This is a genomic window from Psychrobacter sp. TWP2-1-2 (genome assembly GCF_049896785.1).
Taxonomy (GTDB): domain Bacteria; phylum Pseudomonadota; class Gammaproteobacteria; order Pseudomonadales; family Moraxellaceae; genus Psychrobacter.
The window spans coordinates 134194-159094 of sequence record NZ_JAFCVA010000009.1 but is presented as its reverse complement, the minus strand read 5'-3'; the positions used below and the strand labels follow the sequence as shown (position 1 = coordinate 159094).

At 43.4% G+C, this 24901-nt stretch carries 19 protein-coding genes; 12 read left to right on the top strand and 7 right to left on the bottom strand.

What is annotated here, in order from left to right; genetic code table 11:
• The first annotated feature begins 345 nt into the window (after positions 1 to 345).
• From ACP7AE_RS10250 to ylqF, 4 genes are all read left to right on the top strand, one after another.
• Positions 346 to 597 (top strand): hypothetical protein, encoded by a 252-nt coding sequence (locus tag ACP7AE_RS10250; RefSeq protein WP_426242910.1) that lies wholly within the window; start codon positions 346 to 348, stop codon positions 595 to 597.
• 155 nt (positions 598 to 752) lie between these two features.
• Positions 753 to 2561, top strand: a complete 1809-nt coding sequence (locus tag ACP7AE_RS10245) for a DUF2339 domain-containing protein (protein ID WP_426242908.1) — start codon at positions 753 to 755, stop codon at positions 2559 to 2561.
• Positions 2562 to 2585: 24 nt separating this feature from the next.
• Positions 2586 to 3806 carry a DUF2339 domain-containing protein gene (locus tag ACP7AE_RS10240; RefSeq protein ID WP_426242906.1) on the top strand — a complete coding sequence of 407 codons (1221 nt, stop codon included), beginning with the start codon at positions 2586 to 2588 and terminating at the stop codon, positions 3804 to 3806.
• Between the two features lie 124 nt (positions 3807 to 3930).
• Complete coding sequence (ylqF, locus tag ACP7AE_RS10235) at positions 3931 to 4887, top strand: ribosome biogenesis GTPase YlqF (RefSeq protein WP_426242904.1); 957 nt, start codon at positions 3931 to 3933, stop codon at positions 4885 to 4887.
• A 120-nt stretch (positions 4888 to 5007) separates the two neighbouring features.
• Here ylqF and ACP7AE_RS10230 read toward each other — a convergent pair whose 3' ends face one another.
• Positions 5008 to 5523: a GlcG/HbpS family heme-binding protein gene (locus ACP7AE_RS10230; RefSeq protein WP_238034592.1), complete on the bottom strand. Its 516-nt coding sequence runs from the start codon at positions 5521 to 5523 to the stop codon at positions 5008 to 5010.
• A 401-nt stretch (positions 5524 to 5924) separates the two neighbouring features.
• Between ACP7AE_RS10230 and mutY the strand changes: the two genes are divergently transcribed.
• The gene (gene mutY, locus ACP7AE_RS10225; protein WP_426242902.1) at positions 5925 to 7193 is read left to right on the top strand and encodes an A/G-specific adenine glycosylase; all 1269 of its coding nucleotides are present in this window, start codon (positions 5925 to 5927) and stop codon (positions 7191 to 7193) included.
• A 58-nt stretch (positions 7194 to 7251) separates the two neighbouring features.
• Here the strand turns inward: mutY and ACP7AE_RS10220 are convergent, their stop codons facing one another.
• Positions 7252 to 8154 (bottom strand): acyl-CoA thioesterase, encoded by a 903-nt coding sequence (locus ACP7AE_RS10220; protein WP_045452453.1) that lies wholly within the window; start codon positions 8152 to 8154, stop codon positions 7252 to 7254.
• 496 nt (positions 8155 to 8650) lie between these two features.
• A complete protein-coding gene (gene rapA, locus ACP7AE_RS10215; RefSeq protein ID WP_426242900.1) occupies positions 8651 to 11539 on the bottom strand; it encodes an RNA polymerase-associated protein RapA in 2889 nt (962 codons plus the stop codon).
• 676 nt (positions 11540 to 12215) lie between these two features.
• Between rapA and ACP7AE_RS10210 the strand changes: the two genes are divergently transcribed.
• From ACP7AE_RS10210 to ACP7AE_RS10200, 3 genes are all read left to right on the top strand, one after another.
• Entirely contained in the window at positions 12216 to 14528 is a 2313-nt protein-coding gene (locus ACP7AE_RS10210; RefSeq protein ID WP_426242898.1) for an ATP-binding protein, read from the top strand.
• Positions 14529 to 14607: 79 nt separating this feature from the next.
• On the top strand, positions 14608 to 15564 hold the full coding sequence (locus ACP7AE_RS10205; protein ID WP_201540732.1) for a response regulator: 957 nt from the start codon (positions 14608 to 14610) through the stop codon (positions 15562 to 15564).
• A gap of 186 nt (positions 15565 to 15750) precedes the next feature.
• Positions 15751 to 16692 carry a D-2-hydroxyacid dehydrogenase gene (locus ACP7AE_RS10200; protein WP_426242895.1) on the top strand — a complete coding sequence of 314 codons (942 nt, stop codon included), beginning with the start codon at positions 15751 to 15753 and terminating at the stop codon, positions 16690 to 16692.
• 34 nt (positions 16693 to 16726) lie between these two features.
• Here the strand turns inward: ACP7AE_RS10200 and ACP7AE_RS10195 are convergent, their stop codons facing one another.
• Together ACP7AE_RS10195 and ACP7AE_RS10190 are read right to left on the bottom strand one after the other, a co-directional pair.
• The gene (locus ACP7AE_RS10195) at positions 16727 to 18352 is read right to left on the bottom strand and encodes a flavin-containing monooxygenase (RefSeq protein ID WP_426242893.1); all 1626 of its coding nucleotides are present in this window, start codon (positions 18350 to 18352) and stop codon (positions 16727 to 16729) included.
• A 53-nt stretch (positions 18353 to 18405) separates the two neighbouring features.
• Complete coding sequence (locus ACP7AE_RS10190) at positions 18406 to 19119, bottom strand: RluA family pseudouridine synthase (protein ID WP_087813615.1); 714 nt, start codon at positions 19117 to 19119, stop codon at positions 18406 to 18408.
• A gap of 369 nt (positions 19120 to 19488) precedes the next feature.
• On the opposite strand from ACP7AE_RS10190, the gene trxA reads away from it, so the two are divergent.
• From trxA to ACP7AE_RS10175, 3 genes are all read left to right on the top strand, one after another.
• Positions 19489 to 19815, top strand: coding sequence for a thioredoxin (gene trxA / locus ACP7AE_RS10185; RefSeq protein ID WP_060491956.1), 327 nt, complete (start codon positions 19489 to 19491; stop codon positions 19813 to 19815).
• Between the two features lie 526 nt (positions 19816 to 20341).
• Positions 20342 to 21610: a transcription termination factor Rho gene (rho, locus tag ACP7AE_RS10180; protein ID WP_055125334.1), complete on the top strand. Its 1269-nt coding sequence runs from the start codon at positions 20342 to 20344 to the stop codon at positions 21608 to 21610.
• A gap of 580 nt (positions 21611 to 22190) precedes the next feature.
• Positions 22191 to 22430: a hypothetical protein gene (locus ACP7AE_RS10175; RefSeq protein WP_055125335.1), complete on the top strand. Its 240-nt coding sequence runs from the start codon at positions 22191 to 22193 to the stop codon at positions 22428 to 22430.
• Between the two features lie 184 nt (positions 22431 to 22614).
• Here ACP7AE_RS10175 and ypfJ read toward each other — a convergent pair whose 3' ends face one another.
• Entirely contained in the window at positions 22615 to 23505 is an 891-nt protein-coding gene (gene ypfJ / locus ACP7AE_RS10170) for a KPN_02809 family neutral zinc metallopeptidase (RefSeq protein ID WP_045452448.1), read from the bottom strand.
• A gap of 453 nt (positions 23506 to 23958) precedes the next feature.
• Here ypfJ and ACP7AE_RS10165 point away from each other — a divergent pair, with 453 nt between their 5' ends.
• Positions 23959 to 24315: a hypothetical protein gene (locus ACP7AE_RS10165; protein WP_426242889.1), complete on the top strand. Its 357-nt coding sequence runs from the start codon at positions 23959 to 23961 to the stop codon at positions 24313 to 24315.
• A 233-nt stretch (positions 24316 to 24548) separates the two neighbouring features.
• Here the strand turns inward: ACP7AE_RS10165 and ACP7AE_RS10160 are convergent, their stop codons facing one another.
• Entirely contained in the window at positions 24549 to 24848 is a 300-nt protein-coding gene (locus ACP7AE_RS10160; RefSeq protein ID WP_045445928.1) for an integration host factor subunit alpha, read from the bottom strand.
• Positions 24849 to 24901: the final 53 nt, after the last annotated feature.

The window sequence follows — 24901 nt, the reverse complement described above, 5'->3', positions numbered from 1 at the left end:
ATTTTAATCATAAATTTATAAACGATACATAATAGGGCGTGTTGAGCATTCGACCATACTGGGTAGAGTTTTATCTACTCAGTATTTTTTATGCATAAACCTACCTGCTTGGACTTGGAACATAAACCATGACAACAACATTAAACGCAAAATTGCTAAAAGGCGCTATGCTTACTGGCGTAATCAATGCCTTCATTAACGGCGGCATACAATACTTCTTCTTAAAAACATACTCATCAATCGCAATATCTGTTGACTCTATTACCAATAATGAAGACACAGTGCTCGGTACCTCCGTTACCTTATCGATTACGTTAGCCATGATTTTAACTATGGTGGCTTATTTTGGTATCAAAGAAAAAAGTAGCCTTCTTCCCAACTGCTTTTTGGTTGACGATAAAGCATGGATTTTTTACCTTTGGGGTATTAACCTCTCTTGCTGTACTATGGCAAAAATACGCAGGTACGGTCGAAGTATCTTTGATTTCAGCTTTAATTATTATCGGTGTTATTGCAGGTATCGTCTCAGGTATGGTGAATTATCTAACCTTGCGTGAATGTACATTATCAGAAAGACATAAATTATATGCTGCATAAATATCTTAGTTTATAAAGCATCAAGGTCAGCTCAATGATAGTGAACGAATAGTCTTGGGCTAACCCGTTTATTTTGATGAGCGCTTTGCTTGTGTTTGCTTTGAAATCGAGTCATCATCAAGCCATCAAATATTGAGTAACGGTGTGGTAGCGCTATGTCTGATATCAGCGGGTTTGTATTGCTTGTTTGTCTAGTAGTGATTATCGTTTTTTACCATAAATTAAAGCGACGCGTTGATCAGCTTCAACGAGACATCACGCAACTGCAAGATGAGTTACAAGCGCAGCAACACCGTGTCAGCTTTATGAACAACGTCAACGCCGATAATAACGTAGACGTTCATACTGAACCAATGGCTCAAACGATAGCTGAGACTCACTCGCCCCAACCTATTATCGAGGAGCTATCTGAATCAGCACCTCCTTTATCTACTGCTACGATCCACCCGAAACCAGCCACTTCTCCAAAAAAACCATCGCCCATAGAGCCGGATGAGCGCTCACTGCCTATCGTCACTTCATTGATTCACTCTATCAAAAACTGGTTTTTTGGCGGCAATCTAGTCGTGCGCGTTGGCGTGATCGTCTTACTTATCGGTGTGGTGCTACTACTTCGCTTGTTAAGCGACTATATCGAAGTGTCGATAGCGTCCAAGCTTTTAGCGATAGGCATCCTCGGTTTAGGTCTAGCAGCATTAGGTCTAAAATTGGCAAAAAATCGCTTTGCTTATGGCATCACTCTACAAGGCGCAGGCTTAGCGATTGCGTATTTAACGACCTTTTTTGCCTATAGCGTTTACCAAGTCCTGCCTAGTCTACCGAGCTTTATTGGGCTTGGGCTATTATCTGTGATTACCATTGCACTCGCCGTGCGTCAAAATGCCTTTCCACTGGCTTTGTTGGCATTATCGGGTGGTTTCTTTGCGCCTATTTTGACCAGTGAAGACACGGGCAGTTTGGTGGTATTGTTTAGTTACTATCTACTATTGAACGTGACGATTGCGATTATTGCGCATTACCGCCCGTGGAAAATACTGAATTTATTCGGTATCACTGTGACCTTTGGATTGGCTTACTACTGGGGCATCAGTGAGAATTTGAGCACGGTCATTGAGGCGCAGCGCTGGTCTTTAGTCTTGCTGGTCACCTTACACTTATTGCTATATCTGTTTGTCGTCATTCGCTATGCCCAACAAATCATTGCCTACAATACTCTTAATGAAACAGACATCATCCAGACAAATAGCGCAGACAACGTAAAGCATTTAGATAGCGTTCACGCAAGAAATAATAGCTATGTATTCCCTATTGATACTGGCTTACTGTTTTCAGTGCCGATATTAGCCTTTGGTTTATTTGCGGCATTATTAGATGACATTCCTAACGCTTTAACCATCGCGAGTGCTATTTTAGCCACTGTTTATTTAGGACTCGGCTGGTTGTTTGTGCAGCGTAGCCAACGTTATGCCTTAATCACCGAAGGCATGCTGGCTTTAGGATTTGGTTTTTTGGCGCTGGTAATCCCTTTAGCATTAGATGCTGAATGGATTGCTTTTGGCTGGTCAGTACAAGGGTTGGCACTGGTGTGGTTTGGACGGCGCTCACTACGCGCATGGTCAGTGTTATTTGGTTTGTTATTGCAGCTAATCAGTATCTGTATGCTGATGGTAAAAGTCGTCTTCGCCATTCAGGATTATCCAACATTGGCCTTAACCATTTCGGCTATGACTTATCTAGCCACTGTATTTATTTTACGCACGAACAACTCGCCAGCTATGCTAAATGATAGTTTGAACGAAGACTTAAATGATAGCTTAGATAATCATTCAACATATTCTCAAGAGCAAAATGCCACGCCAGATGCGATAGCAACCTATGCCAACGCATTAGGTATTAGCACTCATGCCGCTCAGCAATGGCTAACCTCAATCAACAGCCACAGCACAGTATTTAATCTTGTTTAGCACAGTCCTATACTCATAAGGTTTTTGACCTTTACGGCTATAGCGTGGCTACTACAAGTGCTGCTGCTTGATTTTAACCAGTGGTTTGCCAGTTGGACACTGGCAACGACAACCATAATTGCACTCGCAGCACTGGTCAGCCTTGCCATATATTGGACAATCAATCGTTATCACTCGTGGATAGAAATCAGACAACTTAGCCACGGCTTATCGATCGTCTTTTATCTCATGCTCGTCCTACAGTTACCGCAAAAATTCGAGTTTCATTTAATATGGCAGAGAGCAGATTGGCTACTATTGACTGGTTCAATCGTTGGTTGGTTGGTCATCGGACAGTTGTGGTTAAAGACGTGGTACGACCATTCCGAGTTGTCACGCCACGATGGCGCAAGCTGGCTAGGAGCTAGCATTTTAATTATCGCTGCCGCTGCCCATTACGGACTCGCAGATTCCGCTGGCGTGATGGCTGTCTTGAGTCCAGCCATTTTAATATTGGCTGGATTATGGTGCTGTCATCGTTATGCTTACTATCCCAAGCAAAATACGCGTACAAACAAGGCATGCAAGCAAAGCCCACTATACTGGTTTGATTGGCAACAAGCGCTATTGAGCTGCGCGGCTATCTTTGCTCCCATTGCTTTAAGTTGGGTCATCATTACCAACTGGTCTTATGATGGTGTAATTTGGGATATGTCATATTTTCCGCTATTGAATTTATACGACATTACCTCATGGCTGACGCTATTGGTTGGGTTTAGTCTATATTACATGAGCCAACATCGCCGCGATGAGAGTCGTATCGAATCAAGTGCAGCTCCCCAAACTAAGCGCATACTTACCGCCGATTATTTATTGGTTATGTTAGGACTTATTAGCTTTTGGCTGATTTCCAGTATATTGGTCAGAACCCTACATGCCTTTATCGGTACACCGCTGTGGGACAGCGCTCAGGGCGGCGCATGGAATAGCGAGCAAGTGCAGACAGGGTTGACTATTTTATGGACTCTCTTGGCTTTAGCCGCCACCATCGTCGCCAGTCGCTATTGGCAGCGGACGCTTTGGTTTATGGGTATCGGGCTATTAGGCGTCGTCGTACTCAAACTGGTATTGGTTGATTTGTCACAGACCGAAGCGATTTGGCGAGTGATATCTTTCCTTGGCGCAGGCAGCTTAATACTATTAATTGGTTATCTTGCACCGTTACCTCCTGCCCGCGATGAAATAGAAAATCCAGCTCAAGAGTAACCGCGCATCTGGTTGGGCGAAATTGTAGCGTGAGCAAGGTGGTTCTGTAGTAAACTGGACACCATGAAAAGTAAATGACGATCGTCTTACTTTGCGCATTTTTTATAAAAGGTTATGAAAGCAGATGGATAAGAGAGCAAGTATTCAGTGGTTCCCTGGGCACATGAACAAAGCCCGTAACGAAATCAAAGAAATCATGCCGCAGATGGATTTGGTCATCGAGGTGATCGATGCGCGTATCCCATATAGTAGTGAAAACCCCATGGTCGCGGCATTGCGCGGCGAAAAACCCGTCATCAAAATCCTGAACAAAGCCGACCTTGCTGATCCTGAATTGACCCAAGCGTGGATGGACTATCTTGAGCAGCAAAGCGGTGTGAAAGCCATTGCTTGCGATACTGATAAAGCCAATGATGTCAAACGTATCATAGCCATCTGTAAACAACTTGTGCCCAATAAAGTGGGTACAGGTCGCCAAATCAAAGCCATGATTATGGGGATTCCAAACGTCGGTAAATCGACGTTGATTAACACTTTAGCAGGGCGCGCGGTTGCTAGAACTGGCGATGAGCCAGCGGTCACTAAGTCGCAGCAATTGATTAAACTTGATGATGACATCATGCTCTATGACACGCCCGGTATGCTATGGCCAAAAGTCGAAAACGAAAACTCTGGCTATCGTCTGGCAGCGACGGGCGGTATTCGTGATACCGCTTTTGACTTCGCTGATGTTGCCAGCTATACCGCTGAATACTTGATGCAAGCCTATCCTGATCTGCTAAAAACCCGCTATAAAATTGAAGCGCTACCAAAGACTGATTGGGAGTTTTTTGAAGTCGCTGGACGCAATCGCGGCTGTGTACGTTCGGGCAATCAAGTCGATACTTACCGCATGTCTGAGATTTTGATCAACGAGTTACGTAGCGCTAAGCTTGGGCGTATTACGCTTGAGACGCCAGCCATGTCTGAAGCTGAAGAGCTCGTCGTCGCTGAGCAACGCTTAGCAGCAGAAGAGAAAAGAATCGCCAAAGAAGAAGAAAAACGTTTGCGTCGTTTGAAAACGCGGAAGAATCGGAAATAATAAATCGACAACCCTTTGTGTCTATAATGTTAGCTGCATAAAATTATTTTAGAGCTCATGCAAAAAAAGCCCCTAAGGGCTTTTTTTTATATCTACTGCTAGCAATATCTAAGCCATCAACTACTTCTGTTTAGGCATGACTTTTTCGATAGCTTTCAACGCACAAGCTTCATCTTGTACTGCACCGCCTGCGCCGCCCGCTGCAATAGCGCCAATCACATCATTGCCAAACTTTAACGGCACACCACCGCCGATCAGCAGTAAATCATTTACCGTATTCAAGTTATTTGAGTCTGGATTAGCGCGAGCATTATCCGCCAACGTACGTGAAGGCGTTTTGGTAGATAATGCCGTAAATGCCTTACGAACAGCAGCATCAGTATTGTGCGGACCAACGTTATCATCACGCTGTAGCGCGATTAAATTACCAGCACGATCAACAACCGCAACAACGGCAGATTTGCCCTCTGCGTGACAGGCTGCCATGGTGGCATCGATCAATTCATTGGCCAACTCTAAAGAAACATTGGGCTGTTGTAATACTAGATTTGGTTTGGCGGCCAAAACGTTGGCTGAACAGCCAATGACTGCTAGCGCCAATATTGCTTTAGATAAGTAGTTCGAGATTAACTTCATAAAGAGTCCTAAATATTACTCATACATGTGAGCGTTTGTTTGAAATGATGCTTGGTGAGCTTTAATAAGCGTATTTGATGAAACCAGACAATGAGTTATCGTTAACTCAAAGGTGCTCTTGCGACCCTAGCGAGAATGAGAGTCATAATTTTGCAAAAAGCACAACAATGATAAGTTAATTTTTCTACAAAATTCACTTAATTTTGTAAGATTTACTTTATAAATTTGCAACTCTATATTAAGTTTTCTGTTACATACTCTATTTTTTAACACTCATACTCAAAAGACGCTTACATCGTGGTAATCTCAAACAGCGCACAACAGCGCACAACAGCGATATCAACTCACTTCTCTCAAAAATCGGTTATAATTCATACACTAATATGCCAAAAATTGATGATATGACTCAGCTTACCCCCACTGCAAACCTCACAACGATAGAAAATACTTTTACTCACTACTCTACTTCTCTCGATTCGTTCGCACCGCGCCTACTCGATTGGTTCGCCGAAAACGGTCGCCATGACCTACCTTGGCAGCAGCACCAAACCGACGCGCCCAATCCTTATATCGTCTGGCTATCCGAAGTCATGCTCCAGCAAACGCAAGTAACGACAGTGCTGCCCTATTTTGCCCGTTTTATGGCATCCTTTCCGACCGTGCAAGATTTAGCAGCCGCAGAATGGGATACGGTCGCGGAACATTGGGCGGGACTTGGTTATTATGCGCGTGCGCGTAATTTGCATAAAGGCGCGAAACAACTGGTCGAAGTCATTGATGAGACGGGCGACTTTCCGCAGACGCTAGCAGGATGGGAAGCCATATCTGGCGTCGGGCCATCAACTGCTGGCGCGATTATGGCGATGGGACTGCATCGTTATGGCGTCATTTGTGATGGCAATGTCAAACGTGTCTTGACGCGTTGGGCAGCGATTGACGGTGATATTACCAAGTCTGCCACCACCAAAGAGCTATGGGCATTGGCAGAGCGTTTAACGCCTGTCGATGACTCAGGATTGTTCGCGCAAGCGATGATGGATATGGGCGCGACATTATGCACGCGTAGCAAACCTGCCTGCCTATTATGTCCCCTTCAAGAGGACTGCTTGGCACATGCAGAGGGGCGCGAAACAGATTATCCAGTCAAAGCAAAAAAGCAACCCAAACCCAGCAAGTTTAGCAATGCGTTATTGATTGAAGATATTGATGGCAAAATACTGTGGCTACAACGCCCTGACAATGGCATTTGGGGCGGACTGTGGAGTTTACCTTTACAGTTTGTTGAAAAAACCGCAGGCAAAGTGAATACTAAAACTGCCGCAGAAAAGACGACTGAAATTGACGATACAGTATTAAAAGTGACCAGTAATGAAAAAGTATACGAAGCAGAATTTACCACTGCTGAGCAGATTATCAATGAGTGGTTAGATAAGCATAAATTGACAGCAAAAGCAGTCAGTAAAACTTTATTAGACGACGCCCCTATTAAGCATTCACTGACCCATTTTCATTGGTATTTGACACCGCAAGCGCTGATTTTAAATGCTGAGCAAATTACCGAAATAACCGAAACATTGCAAGCTGCCGAGATTAATATTAATTGGCTAAATGCTGTTGACGCTCAGTCAACGCTTGGATTGCCACGAGCAATGGTCAAGATTTTAGAATAAAAAAAGCGACTCATTATCAATAGTGAGTCGCTTTTTTTATTTATCAGAAGATGAGAGCTTAGGACTTTGGCACACGTAAACGCATTAGGCCTTCTTGTTGTACCGTAGCAACCAGCTTACCGTCTTGCCAAAACTGCCCATGGTTTAAGCCTTTGGCATTAGACGTGGTATCACTCCACATGTCGTATAGCATCCAACCGTTTAGATCAAAATTACGATGAAAATGCATCGAGTGGTCGATACTAGCCGCTTGCAAGCCGCTGGTCATAAAGCTAACACCATGTGACATCAGCCCTGTACCAACCAGATAAAAATCGGAGGAAAATGCCAATAGCGCTTGTTGAATCGCAACAGGTTGATTGCCCAATTCGCGGATACGCAACCAGTTCGCCTGCTTCGGTTTCATTGGCTCTGGATGAATCGGATCACGCGGTTTAACCGGTTTAATTTCGACATGGCGACGCCGCATAAAACGGGCTTTGAGTGCGTCTGGGACTTTTCCGACATACTCTTCTTTTAAATCTTGCTCAGCCAGTAAATCCTCTGGTGGCGGATAGACAGGCATATCTTCTTGATACTCTAAACCCTCTTCCATCGGCGAAAACGAGGCTATCATTGAAAATATTACTTGCTCAATGGGCGCTTTACCACGCACTTCTTTATACTGAATCGCCGTCACTTCACGCGCAGACAGACTACGACCGTCACGCAAGCGGCGCACCTGATAAATAACTGGCTGCGTGATATCACCACCGCGCAAAAAATAGCCGTGCAGTGAATGACAGGGTTTGTCTTTATCCAGTGTATGCGCCGCCGCCATGATGGCTTGGGCGAGCACTTGTCCACCAAAAATACGACTGCCAACATAGTCATGGCTCTTACCCTCAAAGACATCGGGGGTCACTTCAATAAGCGCTACAGTAGCTAGCAGCTCATCAATCAATTGCGAATAATCGGACATGACGATAGGTTTCCTTATTTTTATCAAAAACGCTAAGCATCTGAAAATACGCACCCAACGATATCAATATCATATAGCGAAAGACAAAAGACACTTTGCATTTGAATGTAAAATAATATGAAATCACTTGCTGAAAATGCACAAGAGAGATTTAACACGAAAATTTTAGCGCAAAAAACACGTTCATAGCAGCGCTATCACCAGCATTTATTATATCGTTGTTTCAACTTAAAAGAAGTACAAAGCAATCGAGTACAAGGGTATATGTGATACTTCACACGAGATGCGCTCACCCTTTTATAGCGAATGGACTATAAATCGAAAAGATAAACATCTTACCCAATATCGATGGCTTTGACTAGAGAGCGACGCTCACTTGGCAATATCATGTTGATATTTTTGCTTAACAGACCTTGAGGCGCATCCTAATATAAACGATATTAATCATAAAAAAACGAGATGCTATTAAACATCTCGTTCTTTTGATCATTTAAATTTATGGCTTCACTGCCACTAACACACGGATAGAGTCTGGGACTAATAATAGACTCCCTAGTGCTTGCTCACCTTGGGCTTTTAGCTGCTCCAAACGCTCAATCTCAGCAGGACGTACGTTAGGATTAATCGTTTGTAGATGCTTTAGACGTTTGATTTCACGTGACCACTGCTGGCTAAAACGGGCACTGGCTTGTTCGCCAATCTGAGAAAGCTGCTGACGGGCAATCTCTTCCGCTTCATAATAACGCTGCTCAATCACATCACCGCGTACTTTAATGACTTGGCGGGCGCGGTTTTTATCCAGACGCTCAATATGCGGCATAATCATCTCCGCACTGATACGCGAGGACAAATCACTGCCTTGCTCACTGATAAATACACGGATATTTTGCGTGGTCAGCGTCGCGGGTAAATTGAGTAACCTTGGCGCAATGGCTTCAACGCGGAAATTCACTTCGAGCAGTACCATACCTTGTGGTACAGCAGAACTTTTTAGCATCGCCACCGTGGTATTACCAAAGGTGCTGGTACTCGCCAACTCATAAATCGCGCGCATTAATGGATGTTCGTGAGTGATAAATTCGATATCTTCACGCTGTAGTGCTTGCTCACGCTCGAATGTCAACGTCATACCATCTTCGTCACCGAGTGGCAGGCCATCGATATAATCACTAATTTCAGTACTATCAATCGGGGCAATTACCCACGAACCATCGCGCTGGATATTGTGATCGATATTGGCTGAGGCAAAAAAGCGCTCAATAAACTGCGGCAATAGATTATGACCATCAAAATCGCGCATGGCGTCAGCGATACGTTTGGCAACACGTGGGCGACACGAGTTGTATTCTAATAGGCGATCACGACCCGCTTGTAGCTGTGCCTCTAACCCCAATCGCGTCTGTTTCGCTTCTTCGATGATATCTTGTAGTATCGCACGGTTCTCGTCAGTATCCGCGCCTTCAAGCATGGGCTTTAGCTCTTGGATATACTGCTCTTGCACGCTCTGCGCCGTTGGAGAGATTTGATTAAACATATTCAACGCGTCGTGATACCATTTATACAGACGCTCTTGTGCTGTGCCTTGTACATAAGGCACATGGAGCATAATTTGCTGCGTTTGTCCGATACGATCTAGGCGACCAATACGCTGCTCTAAGGTATCTGGATTGGCTGGCAAATCCCACAATATCAGCTGGCTGGCAAACTGGAAGTTACGACCTTCCGAACCAATCTCCGAGCACAACAATATCTGAGCGCCTTCGCTATCGGCAAAAAACGCCGCTGCTTGGTCACGCTCAAGTAAGGTCATCTGCTCAGTAAAGATAGCGGTTTTAATACCAGCATGTAAGCGTAATACCGCCTCCAAGCTCTCAACCGTCGCGCCACTACGGGCAATCAACAGCACTTTTTTGTGCTTAAGCTCGCCGCGCAAAATATCAATCAACCAAGGCACACGTGGGTCATCTTCTAGCCAGCCACCATCAGGTTGGTTTTCTTCGCCCCATAGCTGCTCACGCAATTTACCATTGGTTTGATAGCTGTCTTTCCATGCGGCAGGTAATGCCAGTGGGTACGGCTGGCTGCTACGACCATAAAACCCTTTCACACTTTCACGGGTATTACGGAATAGAATACGACCTGTACCATGACGGTCAAGTAGTTCATTAAGCGCATAGGTGCGCAGTTTTTCGTCATCATTAATCGTTGCCAACTCATCAAGACTGATGTCTAACAAGCTGCTTAAAGCGGCAATTTGACTGTCGCTTAATGGCTTATCTTCTATCAATACACCAGCAACGGCAGCCGTTTCAGCAAAGGCTTCTTGACCATCAATAAACTCATCCAAATCATCAAAGCGATCCGGATCAAGCAAACGCAAACGAGCAAAGTGACTTTGTGCCCCAAGCTGCTCTGGCGTTGCTGTCAATAGCATGACCCCTGGCGTTTCTTCGGCAAAGTCAGCAATCAAGTCATATTTATCATTGCCGCCTTGCGCTTCATCCCAATGCAGATGATGCGCCTCATCGACCACCAATAAATCAAACCCTGCATCCATCGCTTGGTCGTACAAATCAGGGTGATCGAGTAATAAATCCATACCCGCAATGATACATTGCTCAGTGGCAAAGACGTTTTGTTCAGGGTCGTGTTCTTTGATAGCAGCAGCACGCACCAAGTCAAATAAGGCAAAATTTAGATTAAAACGACGACGCAGCTCAATCATCCACTGATATTGCAAACTATCTGGTACCAGAATGAGTACACGCTCAGCTTTGCCCGTTAGCAGCTGTTGATGAATAATCAAACCTGCTTCGATGGTTTTTCCCAAACCAACTTCGTCAGCAAGCAACACACGCGGTGCGATACGTTTGCCAACTTCATGAGCGATATAGAGCTGATGCTCAATGATATCGACACGCGCACCCATCAAACCTTTAAGCGGATGACCCGCTAGCGCCGACTGCATACGCAAGATATCTTGACGCAGCTCATACCAATCACCGCGCTCAATCCGACCAGCCAACAGACGCTCAAGCGGCTTAGCCAAGGTGATATTGGCAGCAAGACGGGTTTCCATAATGCCTCGTTCATGCTCATCGACACTGTATTTGAGTACACCCATCACTTCGTCGACCGCGGTTACGGTATAGCTCTTACCCGCTTGATCAGAAATACTATCGCCGACTTTAAACACCACGCGTGATAATGGCGCGGAGTTTTTGGCGTAGACGCGCGTCTCTTCACTTTGTGGAAATAGAATGTGCACACATCGGTCATCTACATCGATGACCACACCCAAGCCCAGCTCGGACTCCGTATCAGATAAATAACGTTGACCAACGGCAAATTCAGTATTGTGCAATGAAGCGATAGAGATAGTCATAGGGCGATGTCTTTTGTACTCAGATAATAGGAAAAAATAGATAGCTCATAATGAGAGTTGCTAGCGTGAATCACTAGCGCGATGTCATTACTTAATAGTCTGAGAGGTCGCCGGCCATACCGGCAGCGTCAGCTCATTAGCTAGGTCGCAAGATAAAGCCGACCATTATATAACGTTAGCAGCTAGATGAGTGCGCTAAGTTGACTTTTCAAGAGCAGATTATTGCAAGATTATATCAATGCCAAGCATAAGTTGGTCATATAAAACAATAAGATAACGACTCGCAAGTAAACAAAAAATATTGTTATCGTAAAATTGTTACTGTATTGTTAAAAAATGCAATACAACATCTCTCTTAATACCAAAGCTATTCAATTTAACTAAGTCATTAGACTTTTAGCTAACTACTACTTATATAAAAAATAGCATAGACCTCATAACCGTTATCGATGCTTTATCAGCGATTATAAGTATACTATTGCCTGTTATAGTCCATTAAGTTATAAGTTTATTTTATTATCATAATTTTAAGTTATGTTAACACTATTTTCAGTTGACGTTTATGACTAGTGTTAACAAGCTATTTTGATGAAACTTAACCATATATTTCGTTGTAGCCAATCCATCCCATTGGCAATTCTTTTTGTGCTCCCTACTCCCAAGGACAAATCCCGTCATGAGTGCCTCTAAAAAAGTTGGCTTTTTTAATCAAGTCAGTACCCAAGTTACCACTATTTTGTTCATTGCTTTTGCGGTCGTACTTGCGGTCGTTGTCTATGTCGTTGATAAAGAAGGCCATGATAAAATTCGTCTTGAGTCAGCAAAGCTGGTCGCTGAACGTGGTAATACCGCGGTTAATAGTATCTCAGCCGACATCAATCGTGTCATGCGTAGTGCCTTGCTGTTACAGCAAAGCGCGCAAACGCTGCCACCGCAAGAGAATATTTTGCAAGTCAGTACCGCCAATGCCTTTGATAAACGCGACTATAACTTATTGGGTAGTGGCGGCATTTGGCCAGAAAAAGGCGCTCTTGGTGCCAATACTGCAACCCATCCGTTTTTGATGGTATGCCAAAACGGTGATTATCAAGCGGTACTCAGCGATCCAAACCCAACCAATCCTTATTATCAAGAAGATTGGTTTAGCGTCTTAAAACTACTCAAACCTGACAGCTGTATCTGGAACCATGTTCGCGCCAGCCAAACTAAAGGCGAGCTTGCCATGAGCTGTGGTGTCGCAATTGAGCGTGACAATCAGTTTTGGGGTGCCAGTACCGTTAACTTTACCCTAAACCAGCTACAAGAAAACATCGTCAAGTTAAGCAAAAGCTCGGGCTCAGGTTATATTCTATTGCTGGATAACAGTGATAAAGTTATCGCCTCATCTAACCCTGAACGCTTAAGCTATATTGATGAAGCAACCGGTACACCACTTGATATCAAACAAGTTATCAACTCTGACCCTGCTTGGAATCCGGTATTAAACTTCTTGGAAGCGCAGCGTAACGAGATTATCGAGCAAGTTGCAGCTAGCGTGTCACCGCAAGTTCAGCAAGTATTGAATACGATTGATAAAGCAGAAACAGGTGATTCCAAAGGTTATTATTTGGTCAACTACGCCGCTTACCTAAATAATAGCGAAAACAAGCAAAATGCCATGGATAGTCGCTTATTGCAGAGCTTTGAGCTGACCAACGATGACTTTTATAACGGCAGTCAAGCCTATGTCTTTGAGATTCCTGAAACCTATTGGAAACTTATCGTTGTCCAACCTGATGCTGAGATTAACGCCATTGCCGACAACTTAAGTGAAAACTTGATTAACTGGATTGCATTAGCGCTCCTTATCACCGCTGGTATTATCTACTTTATGCTAACTTTCTTAGCATTCAAGCCATTGAAAGAAACCACTGATAAAATTTCTTTGGCAGAAAACATCATTAATAACAAGCAGTACAACAAGCTAAGCTCAGTTAAATTCAAGACAGGTCGCAACGAGATTGGACTGGTAAACGGCTCTATTAACGACCTATTAGATCGTATCCAATCTAACGAAGGTAAGCTTGCCAATATTAATCAACAGCTAGAGATTAAAGTAGAAGAACGTACTGCTGAGCTGCAAGACACACTAAAAGAGCTGAAAAGCTCGCAGCTACAATTGATCCGTTCAGAAAAAATGGCAACGTTGGGGCAAATGGTTGCTGGTGTTGCCCATGAAGTAAATACGCCATTATCTTATGTACAGAATAACCTCGAGATTATCGGTCAGTTAACTGAGCAATACGAAGAGCTGATTGAACTGGTACAAGGGTTAAAAGGTATCAAGTCTGACGTCGCATCTGATGGCAAGATTGATAAGTTATTAGCAGATATCGTCCGTGCTTCCGATGAAATTCAAGAAGATGATTTGTCCGCTGAGCTAAAAGAGCTGATTAAAGACTCGTTATTTGGCGTCGAGCAAATCACCGAGATGGTACTAAATCTACGTAACTTTGCCCGTCTTGATGAGTCAAAAGTGAAAACCATCGATGTGCGCGAATGTATCGAAGCCTCGCTTAAAATCGCTGGTAACTCCATTAGACATCAAGAAATTGTGACTGATTTTGCGCCCACACCTGAAGTGAAATGCTCACCGTCGCAAATCAATCAAGTCTTGGTCAATCTGCTCAATAACGCCGCGCAAGCCATGGGTGAAAAACCTGATGGCAAAATCGAAGTGCACACCCGTGCCGATGATCACAATGTTTATATTGATGTCATCGACAACGGTAAAGGTATGAGTCCAGAAGTTCTCAATCAAATCTTTGAGCCGTTCTTTACGACCAAAGGCGCAGGCGAAGGCACTGGTCTTGGTATGGCAATCAGCCAGCAAATTATGGAGCAACATAATGGCGATATCAAAGTCGTATCGACTGAAGGTGTTGGCACTACATTTACGTTAATACTGCCGATTGATAATAATTTAACAGAGCAAAACCTAGTCACATAAGCGCTGGGTCAGCTGCCCTGTTACGTAGAACATATTTAGATATTTAACGACTATTATTCATCATCATAAGGATATCATCATGAATGAATTAGAAAATGACTTAACCACAGTTGAAACCAGCGCTGAGTCAAAGCCGAAGTTGGCATTTATCGACGATGAACAACGCATTTTACGGTCTATGAAACTGCTGTTTCGTAAAACGCATGACGTGTTTATCACCACCGACCCGACTGAGTATATTGACTATATCAAGAACAACCATGTACACGTGGCGGTCAGTGACCAGCGGATGCCTGAGCGAGTCGGTGTGGATATCTTACGCGAAGTAAAAGATGTCTCACCGTCCACCATGCGTATTTTATTGACGGGCTATGCCGATTTAAACGCGATTATTGGCTCTATTAACGATGGTGAGATTTATCGTTATTTGACTAAGCCTTGTAAATCTGAAGAGCTGATTACTGTGGTCGGACGTGCTACCGAAATCGCCTTGACCTATAATCCAGACGAAGATGCCGACCAATTCGACAGTTCAGGTAATAAGCAAACGCTGCTAGTGATCGATGAAACCAATGAGTTGATTGAGCAAATACGTAAGCAATTTTCTCACAGTTATAAAGTACTGCACGCTGAGAGTTTAGAGGAAGCGTACGATTATTTGGCGAATGAAGATATCGGTGTTTGTATCACCGATATCAATGTCAGCGGCGAGAATATCGCGCCGATTATCTTTACCTTAAAACAAGATGCACCGCATTTGGTGGTTTTGGTACAGACTGAGTTTCAAGATGCTGGCTTGCTGATTGATTTGATTAATAAAGGTCAGGTCTATCGCTGCTTGCCGAAACCGATGCGCGCCAGCCTGCTTGAGATTAGCGTCAACCGTGCGTTTCAGCATCATACGAAACTCAAAGCCAGCCCTGATTTGGTCAAACGCTATGAAGTCGAGCATGACCCTGAAAACGACGTGCGTATTGATTTAAGCAGTCGCGTACGTAGCCTTATTGGTAAACTGCGTAAGCGTTTCTCTTTATAAGTACATAAGACTAAATAAGCACAAAAGACTACTGTCTCAATCAACAAAACCTCTATTTCAATATTGAAGTAGAGGTTTTTTGCTTTGGACTTTTTAACGACCTTTTTGACTAAAATCACCAACGTGCTACATTAAGTCGATCATTATTAAAATCATTTAAAAATAACTATTTAATAAGGAATAACCATGCGCGCGGTTTTTTTAGATAAAGGCACTTTTTCTGATGGCATCGACTTGCCAGCCCCAGACGGCATCAGCGACTACCTCACTTATGATGATACCCCAAAAGATGCTGCTGTTATTGTAGAGCGCTGCAAAGACGCCGACATCATTATTACCAATAAAGTGCAGATCAGCGCTGAAGTGATCAGTAAGTTGCCCAAGCTCAAGCTCATTCAGCTGACCGCTACTGGTATGAACAACGTCGATCAAGACGCTTGTATTGAGCACCATGTGGCGCTTTATAATGTCGCAGGTTATGCAGTCAAAAGTGTGCCCGAACATACCTTTATGCTCATGCTCAACGCCATGCGCGCGGGTATTTATTATCATCAAAAAGTCGCTGATGGCACATGGCAAGCAAACGGTAATTTTTGCCTACTGGATATTCCGCTAATAGATTTGGAAGATAAAACACTAGGTATTATTGGCGTTGGCACTATTGGCAAACGCGTGACCGATATTGCGCGCGCTTTTGGGATGAAAGTATTATGGGCGGAGCAGCAAGGACGCGCACCGCGCAATGACGACTATACCGCGTTTGACGACGTACTGGCACAGTCTGATGTACTGAGCCTGCATTGCCCATTAAACGAGAAAACTCAGCACCTGATCAATGCAGATACTTTAGCAAAAATGGTCAAACAGCCGCTCATCGTCAATGTCGCCCGTGGCGGTATTGTCGATAGCCAAGCACTGACTGATGCCATTAACAATGAGCAAATCATCGGCTACGCCAGCGATGTGTTTGAACAAGAGCCCATCACCGCTGACGACCCTTTATTGACCATTGCCAAGCATCCGCGCGTTATATTTAGCCCGCATAATGCGTGGGGCAGCAAAAGTGCACAACAAACCTTGTGGCAGATCTTAAGCAAACAAGTTGCTGATTTTATTAATAGCCATTAAAAAACATTGAGCGAACAACTGTAACTAAGCGACCTTAACGACTAAAGCGTAACCAATCATCTTTTATTTTGCGATGTTTGAGCATGATGCGGTCGCTTAGATAGTTGTTTGTCACCCGCCAAGGATATATATCGCCTTGCTTGGGTAGCTCATGTTGAGCGCGCTTGACATATCCTGACGATAGCGCGCCCATCACTGTATCTGTCTGCGTAAGCGCTTTGGCATCTTTAGTCTGTGCTTGTGGCAATACCACTTGATAGCGATGCTGATGCATATAGCCCAGCAGTCGCATCACATACTGACACGCCAAATCGATTTTTAGCGTCCATGAGGCGTTGGTATAACCAAACAGTGCCACCATGTTTGGTATATCTTCAATCATGACCGCTTTATAAGTCATGCGCGAACCAATATCTATCGCCTGCCCGTCAATATATACTTTGGCACCGCCGAGCATTTGTAGCTTTAATCCTGTCGCTGTGACGATGATATCAGCATCGAGATGCTTGCCAGAATCAAGCATAATGCCTGTCTTGGTAAAATGGCTGATTTGATCGGTGACGACGCTGGCGCGTTTGCCATGCAATGCTTTGAATAAATCACTGTCTGGCACCGCACATATCCGCTGATCCCAAGGATTATAGTCTGGTACAAAATGCGCCACATCGATACCGCTACCTTTTAGCTCTGTTTTGACACCGCGTTTTAATAACGCTTTCATAAGCTTGGGTGCCAATATAGCCGCTCGATAAGTACCTTGCTGAATCAATACATTACGAGTACGCAGCAGCGTATAAGCCTGCTCTTTCGACAACGGTGAAAATTTGCCTGCTAGCCAATCAAGCGTATAATCATCGCCCGGTACACTTGCCACATACGTGGGAGAACGCTGTAGCATAGTGACGTGACGCGCGCATTGCCCACCTTTTTCATCCACCAAAGCTGGCAGCAATGTCATCGCTGTGGCACCGCTACCGATAATGACTACCTTCTTATCGTCATAATCCACATTTTGCCAATGCTGCGGATGAATGATCTCACCTTGAAAATCTGCTTCTTTATTAAAAGAAGGACGATAACCTTGTTCATAATCATAGTAACCCGTGGCGCCAACGACGAACTTTGCTGTTACCGTAAACACCTCACCGCTGGCATGATTTTTTACCATCGCCGTCCATTGTTGATGGCTACTTGACCAAGACAGCTGCTGCACCTCGTGCTGATAGCGAATATGTTCGCTGATACCACACTCACGCGCCGTATCAGCAATATAGTTTTTAATATCACCGCCCTTTGCCAAAATCCTGTGATTTAGCCATGGTCTGAAACTGTAGCCAAACGTCAAGGCATCAGAGTCAGATCGGATGCCTGGATAGGTAAATAAATCCCATGTACCACCCAAATCTGCTCGTTTTTCTAACACTAAAAATCGCTGTGCACTTTTCTGCTGTTGCTTTGATAATTTGCGTTTATGCGTACTTGGATTTTTATGACCAAACAGTCCTTTGTGTTTTTGCTGCTGCAATCGGCACGCCATACCAATACCGGCAATTCCTGCACCGATAATCAGTACTTCATAATCCACTGGTGTGTCTGAGAGTGCCGATTTAGCTTTGAAGCGTTTCTTAACTGCCTGTTTGGCTGCCGTCATATCAAGCATAATACGTTCCTTGTTTTTGCATGATGGGTTTAAAAAATTTGACATAAATCCATTTAAAAAGGGCTTGGGCTTTCCCAATCCATCCACGCACCAAGCGTAGGATGCTTGAGACGCAATTGCTGAGCATGGAGATTAAGCCTTGGCGCAATCGCTAAAGCCGTGCCTTCTGCATAAATAGGATCGCCAATCATCACATGACCCACATGCACCATATGGACGCGCAGCTGATGACTACGACCCGTGACCGGCTTTAACATTACGCGTGTGACTGTCTGACCGTTGCATTGCTCATGGCTGATGACTTCATATAAAGTTAAGGCATGCTTTGACCAGCTAGGATCGACGATATGGCGCGGTTTCGTCTCTGGCTCATAGCGCACTGGTACTGATATCTCACCCGTTGCGCCGACACGCTCCCACTCTCCAAAGACGCGTGCCTGATATTTTTTTTGTGGCAAACGTTCAATGAATTGCTTACTAATATGGGTTTGTGCTTCGGCATTCTTAGCAAAAATGAGCAGCCCTGAGGTATCCATATCCAGACGATGAATCAGCTTGACTGCGGGATTGGCACGCTCAAGTCTCGCCAACAAACTGACCTTGAGCGTTTTGCCATCGACACTCAACAGACCTACAGGCTTATCAACCACCCAAATATCATCATCTTCGTAGACAGTAATCTGTTGCGCAAAGGCTTGAAAAAACTCAAGCGGATAGGCGTTTTCTTGAGCATTGAGGGCGTTGACTTCTTCAGCAGTAAAAGGCATAAAAATGGGCACTTATATAAAGGGGCTTGAATGATTAATGAGCTTGCATATGAAAGCTGTCTTAAGTGGTAGATATTAGAGTATAGATATAGTGTTATAAACCGCTTATTTTTGAGCAAAAGACACAGACAGGATTATCAAGTGACAGATAAAACCATGCCTGTGTCGTTATGTGTCGATTTATTGTGCTAATCGTAATTGTTAAACAATTTAACCAGCCTGCATCTGTTAACCCTGAGCAAACATGTTAATATAATGGCACATTTTAACCACTTCTAAACGCTTCTTTGGTCACCCATCATTCTATTATGCAACAAATATATTGGTTGATGGATGGCGATAGAAATAATAAAACAAGAGAGATAAATTATGTCAGACCTTATTTTACATACTACCGATGCCGACTTTGACAAAGACGTATTGCAATCAGATGTGCCAGTATTGGTAGACTTCTGGGCAGCATGGTGTGGTCCTTGTAAAGCAATCGCCCCTATTTTAGAAGATCTAGCCACTGAGTACCAAGGCAAAGTTAAAATCGTCAAAGTTGATGTGGATAGCAACCCACAAGCAGCCAGCCGTTTTGGTATCCGTAATATCCCAACACTATTTGTCTTTAAAGATGGCGAAAAAGTTGACTCAGTGATGGGTCTACAGCCAAAAGCTGAATTGGCAAAAGTGTTAGACAAGCATCTCTAAGTTGAGACTTGCTCGTTTTGCATAAGCATTCTAAAGAGACAGCAACACCGTCGAAAAAGCCATTATCTAACGTAGATAGTGGCTTTTTTGCTTGTTTTTTATGCAAAAAACTCAATTAGACGACTTTTTTGGCAAAATTTATTGACAATACTATTGTGAAGACCGTATAGTCTGCTGACAACAGAAAACTAACGGTTTTCCTAACTGTCTTATCGCTATTCTCCTCGTGTTTATCAACAAAAACACAATCGTCGTTATAAACACCATTGCTGAACGAAATGACTAAACACAATTACTGATATTGAGTTTTTGACGCAGACTCTTATGTAGACTTCTTTATCCTTATTTCTTATTACCTTGCATAAACGATTGCAATTCGTATATAAGCTAACACGTAATATCCAAACTACATAAATCCAGCTCTGTGCACGCACCCTCTATCACCATACTATCGTTGTTTTAATCACTGTCGTGACTTGTGCTGCTAATGGCATCTCTCATCTGATCAATTGCTAATGACCTATCTATGAATCTTACTGAATTAAAGAAAAAATCAATCGCTGAGCTATTGGCTATCGCCAAAGAAATGGGTCTTGATAATATGGCGCGTAGCCGTAAACAAGACATCATCTTTGCTATCCTAAAAACCCATGCGCGGAACGGTGAAGCCATTTATGGTGACGGCGTACTTGAGGTTCTTCCGGATGGTTTTGGCTTTTTGCGCTCATCAGAAGGCTCATACTTAGCCGGTCCTGATGACATTTATGTCAGCCCTAGCCAAATTCGCCGCTTTAGTCTCAAGACGGGTGATAGTATCGCTGGTACGATTCGTCCACCAAAAGATTCTGAACGTTATTTTGCGTTATTGAAAGTTGGCGAAATCAACTTTGATACCCCAGATCGCTCACGTCATAAGCTTATCTTTGAAAACCTGACACCCCTATTCCCAACTGAACATTTGAAACTCGAGCTTGGTAACGGCACCACTGAGGATCTGACGGGTCGTATCATCGATCTAATCGCTCCGATTGGTAAGGGTCAGCGTTCTATCATTGTTGCACCGCCAAAAGCGGGTAAAACGATGCTGCTACAGACCATTGCGCAGTCGATTACTCGTAATAACCCTGAATGCTATCTCATCGTCCTATTGATTGACGAGCGTCCAGAAGAAGTCACCGAAATGGTACGTACGGTACGCGGTGAAGTAGTTGCCTCTACCTTTGACGAGCCGCCACAGCGTCATGTACAAGTCGCTGAAATGGTTATCGAAAAAGCCAAACGTTTGGTCGAGCACAAACAAGACGTGGTTATTTTACTGGATTCGATTACTCGTTTGGCACGTGCTTATAACACGGTTATTCCGTCGTCAGGTAAAGTGTTGACCGGTGGTCTAGACGCCAATGCATTAGAGCGCCCAAAACGCTTCTTCGGTGCTGCTCGTAATGTTGAAGAAGGTGGTAGTTTGACCATTATTGCCAGTGCGCTTATCGATACGGGTAGTAAAATGGACAGCGTTATCTTTGAAGAGTTCAAAGGTACTGGTAACCAAGAGATTACGCTTGAGCGCGATCTGGCTGAAAAACGTGTCTTCCCTGCGATTAATATCAAAAAATCTGGTACACGCCGTGAAGAGCGTCTGCTTGATGAAGATAAACTGCGCAAAGTTTGGATTTTACGTAAGCTGCTTCAGCCGATGGATGGCGTACAAGCCACTGAGTTCTTACTGGATCGCTTGAAAGAAGCGAAAACCAATGACGAATTCTTTGAGCAGATGAAACGTAAATCACAGAACTAATGATAGATCCGTGCTGCTTTGCCATACTCAATAGATAAGCCACTTAAGTAGAAAAGACCGCACTCGTGCGGTCTTTTCGTTTTGTATTCATTTTTTATATATTCAGGCATGTCCTGAATTTAAAAATGGCAATAAAAATGAGAACAGACCTTAATACCTCACTATTAGACGCCAAAAGTACTATTTTTAAAAACAGTTAGCTTACTATCAATATAAATACAATAACCCTAAGCAAAACCCCTACCAACGATACAGTGGAGAAACATCCTTTACAGGCTATTTGCAAAGCTTAGCGCTTTTACTACGCCTAGAAATTATTATATGGGTTAGTGTAGGAGCCAGTATAGATATACTCTGCTATCACGTGTTAATAGCAGTATAATTTTCGAGATATTTAACATCCTTGATGTAATCCTTACTAATGCAGACCTTTGTATGTCTTGCGGTAGCACAATAGATTATTCTAAGATACTTGCCCAAATATTTTAATACAGCTTACTATCGGTATTAAAATTAGTGGTAATAAAAATATCGTATTTTGATTTTGATAAACTAACTTGATAACCTAATAGGTGATACTATGAAATTTGCTAAAACTATCGCAATGACTGCTCTTACTAGCTCTGCCCTTATCATGGGTGGCTGTGCAACTAATGGATACAATAGTGGCTTGAGCAATACCGCTAAAGGTGCTGCTGCCGGCGCTGCTGCTGGTGCACTTATTAGAAGTGGCGGCGATAGCAAAGACATCGCTCGTGGCGCACTTGGTGGTGCTGCAGTAGGTGGCGCTGGTGCTTACATTCTTAACAACAGCAGATAATCGCTGAATGATTATTTGGTGCTATCAAGACCGTTTTTAAGCATTTCAACTGCGTGTATTTTAAATCTATTGAATATGCCTAAAACGCTCTAAAATACAAAAAGCCTGCAATCGATATTGCAGGCTTTTTTGTTTCTAACTCATGAGTTGAAAGTAAATCTGCTTATCATGATATCCAGTACACTTATAGCGCCCCGCTAAAAGTATCACAAGACTGTACGTTGCCACTTTCCAAACCACGAGTGAACCACTGAACACGCTGTTGACTGGTGCCATGAGTGAAATTATCAGGTACGACTGCTCCACCGCTAGCACGCGCTAAACGATCATCACCGATTTGACCAGCGGCATTGATGGCCTCATCGATATCACCTGCCTCCAAAAACTGTACACGCTCTTGGTTACGTTGTGCCCAAACCCCAGCAAAACAATCAGCTTGCAGTTCTTGTAGTACTGATAGCTTATTGGCTTGTGCACGAGTGACTTGACGGCTGGCTTCATTAACTTGCTGACTGATGCCTAACAAAGTCTGTACGTGGTGACCAACTTCATGTGCAATAACATAGGCTTGTGCAAAATCACCCGCTTTACCTTGATTATCTTGGTCGCCAGAGCCTTGTTTATCACCCGTGATACCGAGATTTTGGCGCATTTCTACAAAGAAAGATTTGTCTAGATAGACAGTCTGATCGCCTGGGCAATAAAATGGGCCCGTCGCGGAGCTAGCACTGCCGCATGCTGAGCTGACTTGACCATTGAAGAGAATCAATGATGGCTCCTGATAGGTGCTGCCAGCTTCTTTGAATATCTGATGCCAAACTTCTTCAGTATCAGCCAATACTACTTTGACAAACTGCGTATCTCGATCGTTACTTGTCGCAGGTTCGGTAGCGGCACTGCTATTGCCACCGCCTGCGACTACTTGACCCGTCTGTAAAGCGGTCATTGGATTCACCCCGAATACCAGCCATAAAATGCCAGCAATAATAATACCACCGATACCACCGCCTATCATTTTGCCGCCACCACTGCTGGTGCGCACATTGGAACTGCCGCGTCTACCTTGCCATTTCATTGTTTCATTCCTCAAATATACGATATATATTGCTACTCGTATTGATGATTTTTTATATAGTGTAATTTTGACTCAATTCTTTATTTTTTTGATCAAATCCGATTTCTAACAAGTAAGTAATCTCAAAGTATTTTTGACAAATCCTACTTTATTAGACTCTTGATATTGCACTAATCAAGACATCGAAAAAGTCATCAAAATAGGTTGATGTCATTGATTATACGTCTATTAATTTGGCTCGTTGTATTAAAAATTATAACGAATAAGTGATGTAAAACACTATTTACAATTTTATTGTTACTTAATTGTACAGCCTATTTCTATTTATATAGAAATCCTATAGAATGCGTGAAAGCTGAGTAGCTGTAACTAAGACTAGTTGAATTCTGAGAAATCTCAGCTTTCAACCTTTTTTGCTGCTACTGATCATTTCATTTTCCCGGAGAAAACCTTATGAACTTAAAATTACTTGCTCTAGCTGGTATCATGACTGCAACTATGGGCCTTACTGCCTGTGACAGCAACAAAGAAAACGCTGCTGAAGATTTATCTGACGCACAAGAAGAAGTGCAAGATGCATCAGAAGAGCTAAACGAAGCTGCTGCTGAAGGCGAAGTAACTGCTGATGCTGACGCTGCTGTTGCTGAAGCTGAAGCTGACATCGCTGATGCTCAAGTTGCTACTGCTACTGACGAAATCGATGCTGAAGTACCTGTAGACGGTACTACTACTAGCGTTGACGTAGCTAGCGAAACTCCAGCTGTAGACGCAGCTGACGAAGTTGTAATTATTGAAGAACCAGCTCAGTAATTTTATCGTTTATATGATAGAAATACTGTAGTAAAAAAAAGAGAGCCTAAGCTCTCTTTTTTTGTGCGTGTCATTTACCATTGTTCGTGGTTATTCATAGCTAAATATGATATTTAATGGCGCTTTCAAATGTAGATCAACCATCTCACATTAATAATAAAGCGTAACTTTAACAACCATCATGAAGTCATGATATATTTATATGTTCAGTTTTATACGATTGACAGTTACTGCTACTCGTCAAATAGACGCTCATCAACTTGTTGACGGAATTTTTGCCCTGTTTTGAAAGTCACCACGCGGCGTGCTGATACGGCGACTGGCTCCCCTGTCTTAGGGTTGCGACCTGGACGGCTATTTTTATCTTTAAGCTCGAAGTTGCCAAAGCCTGAAAGCTTGACCTCTTTGCCATCAATTAAACTCTCTGACAATTCATCAAAGAAATTCTCTACCAAACAGCGGCCTTCTTGGCGTGTTAGGTCAAGATGACTCATCAAATGCTCAATCATGTCAGATTTGGTTAAGGTGCTCACAGTACGACTCCTATGCTATGTCGTGATGTCGAATATCATGGTTTAGCGGTATG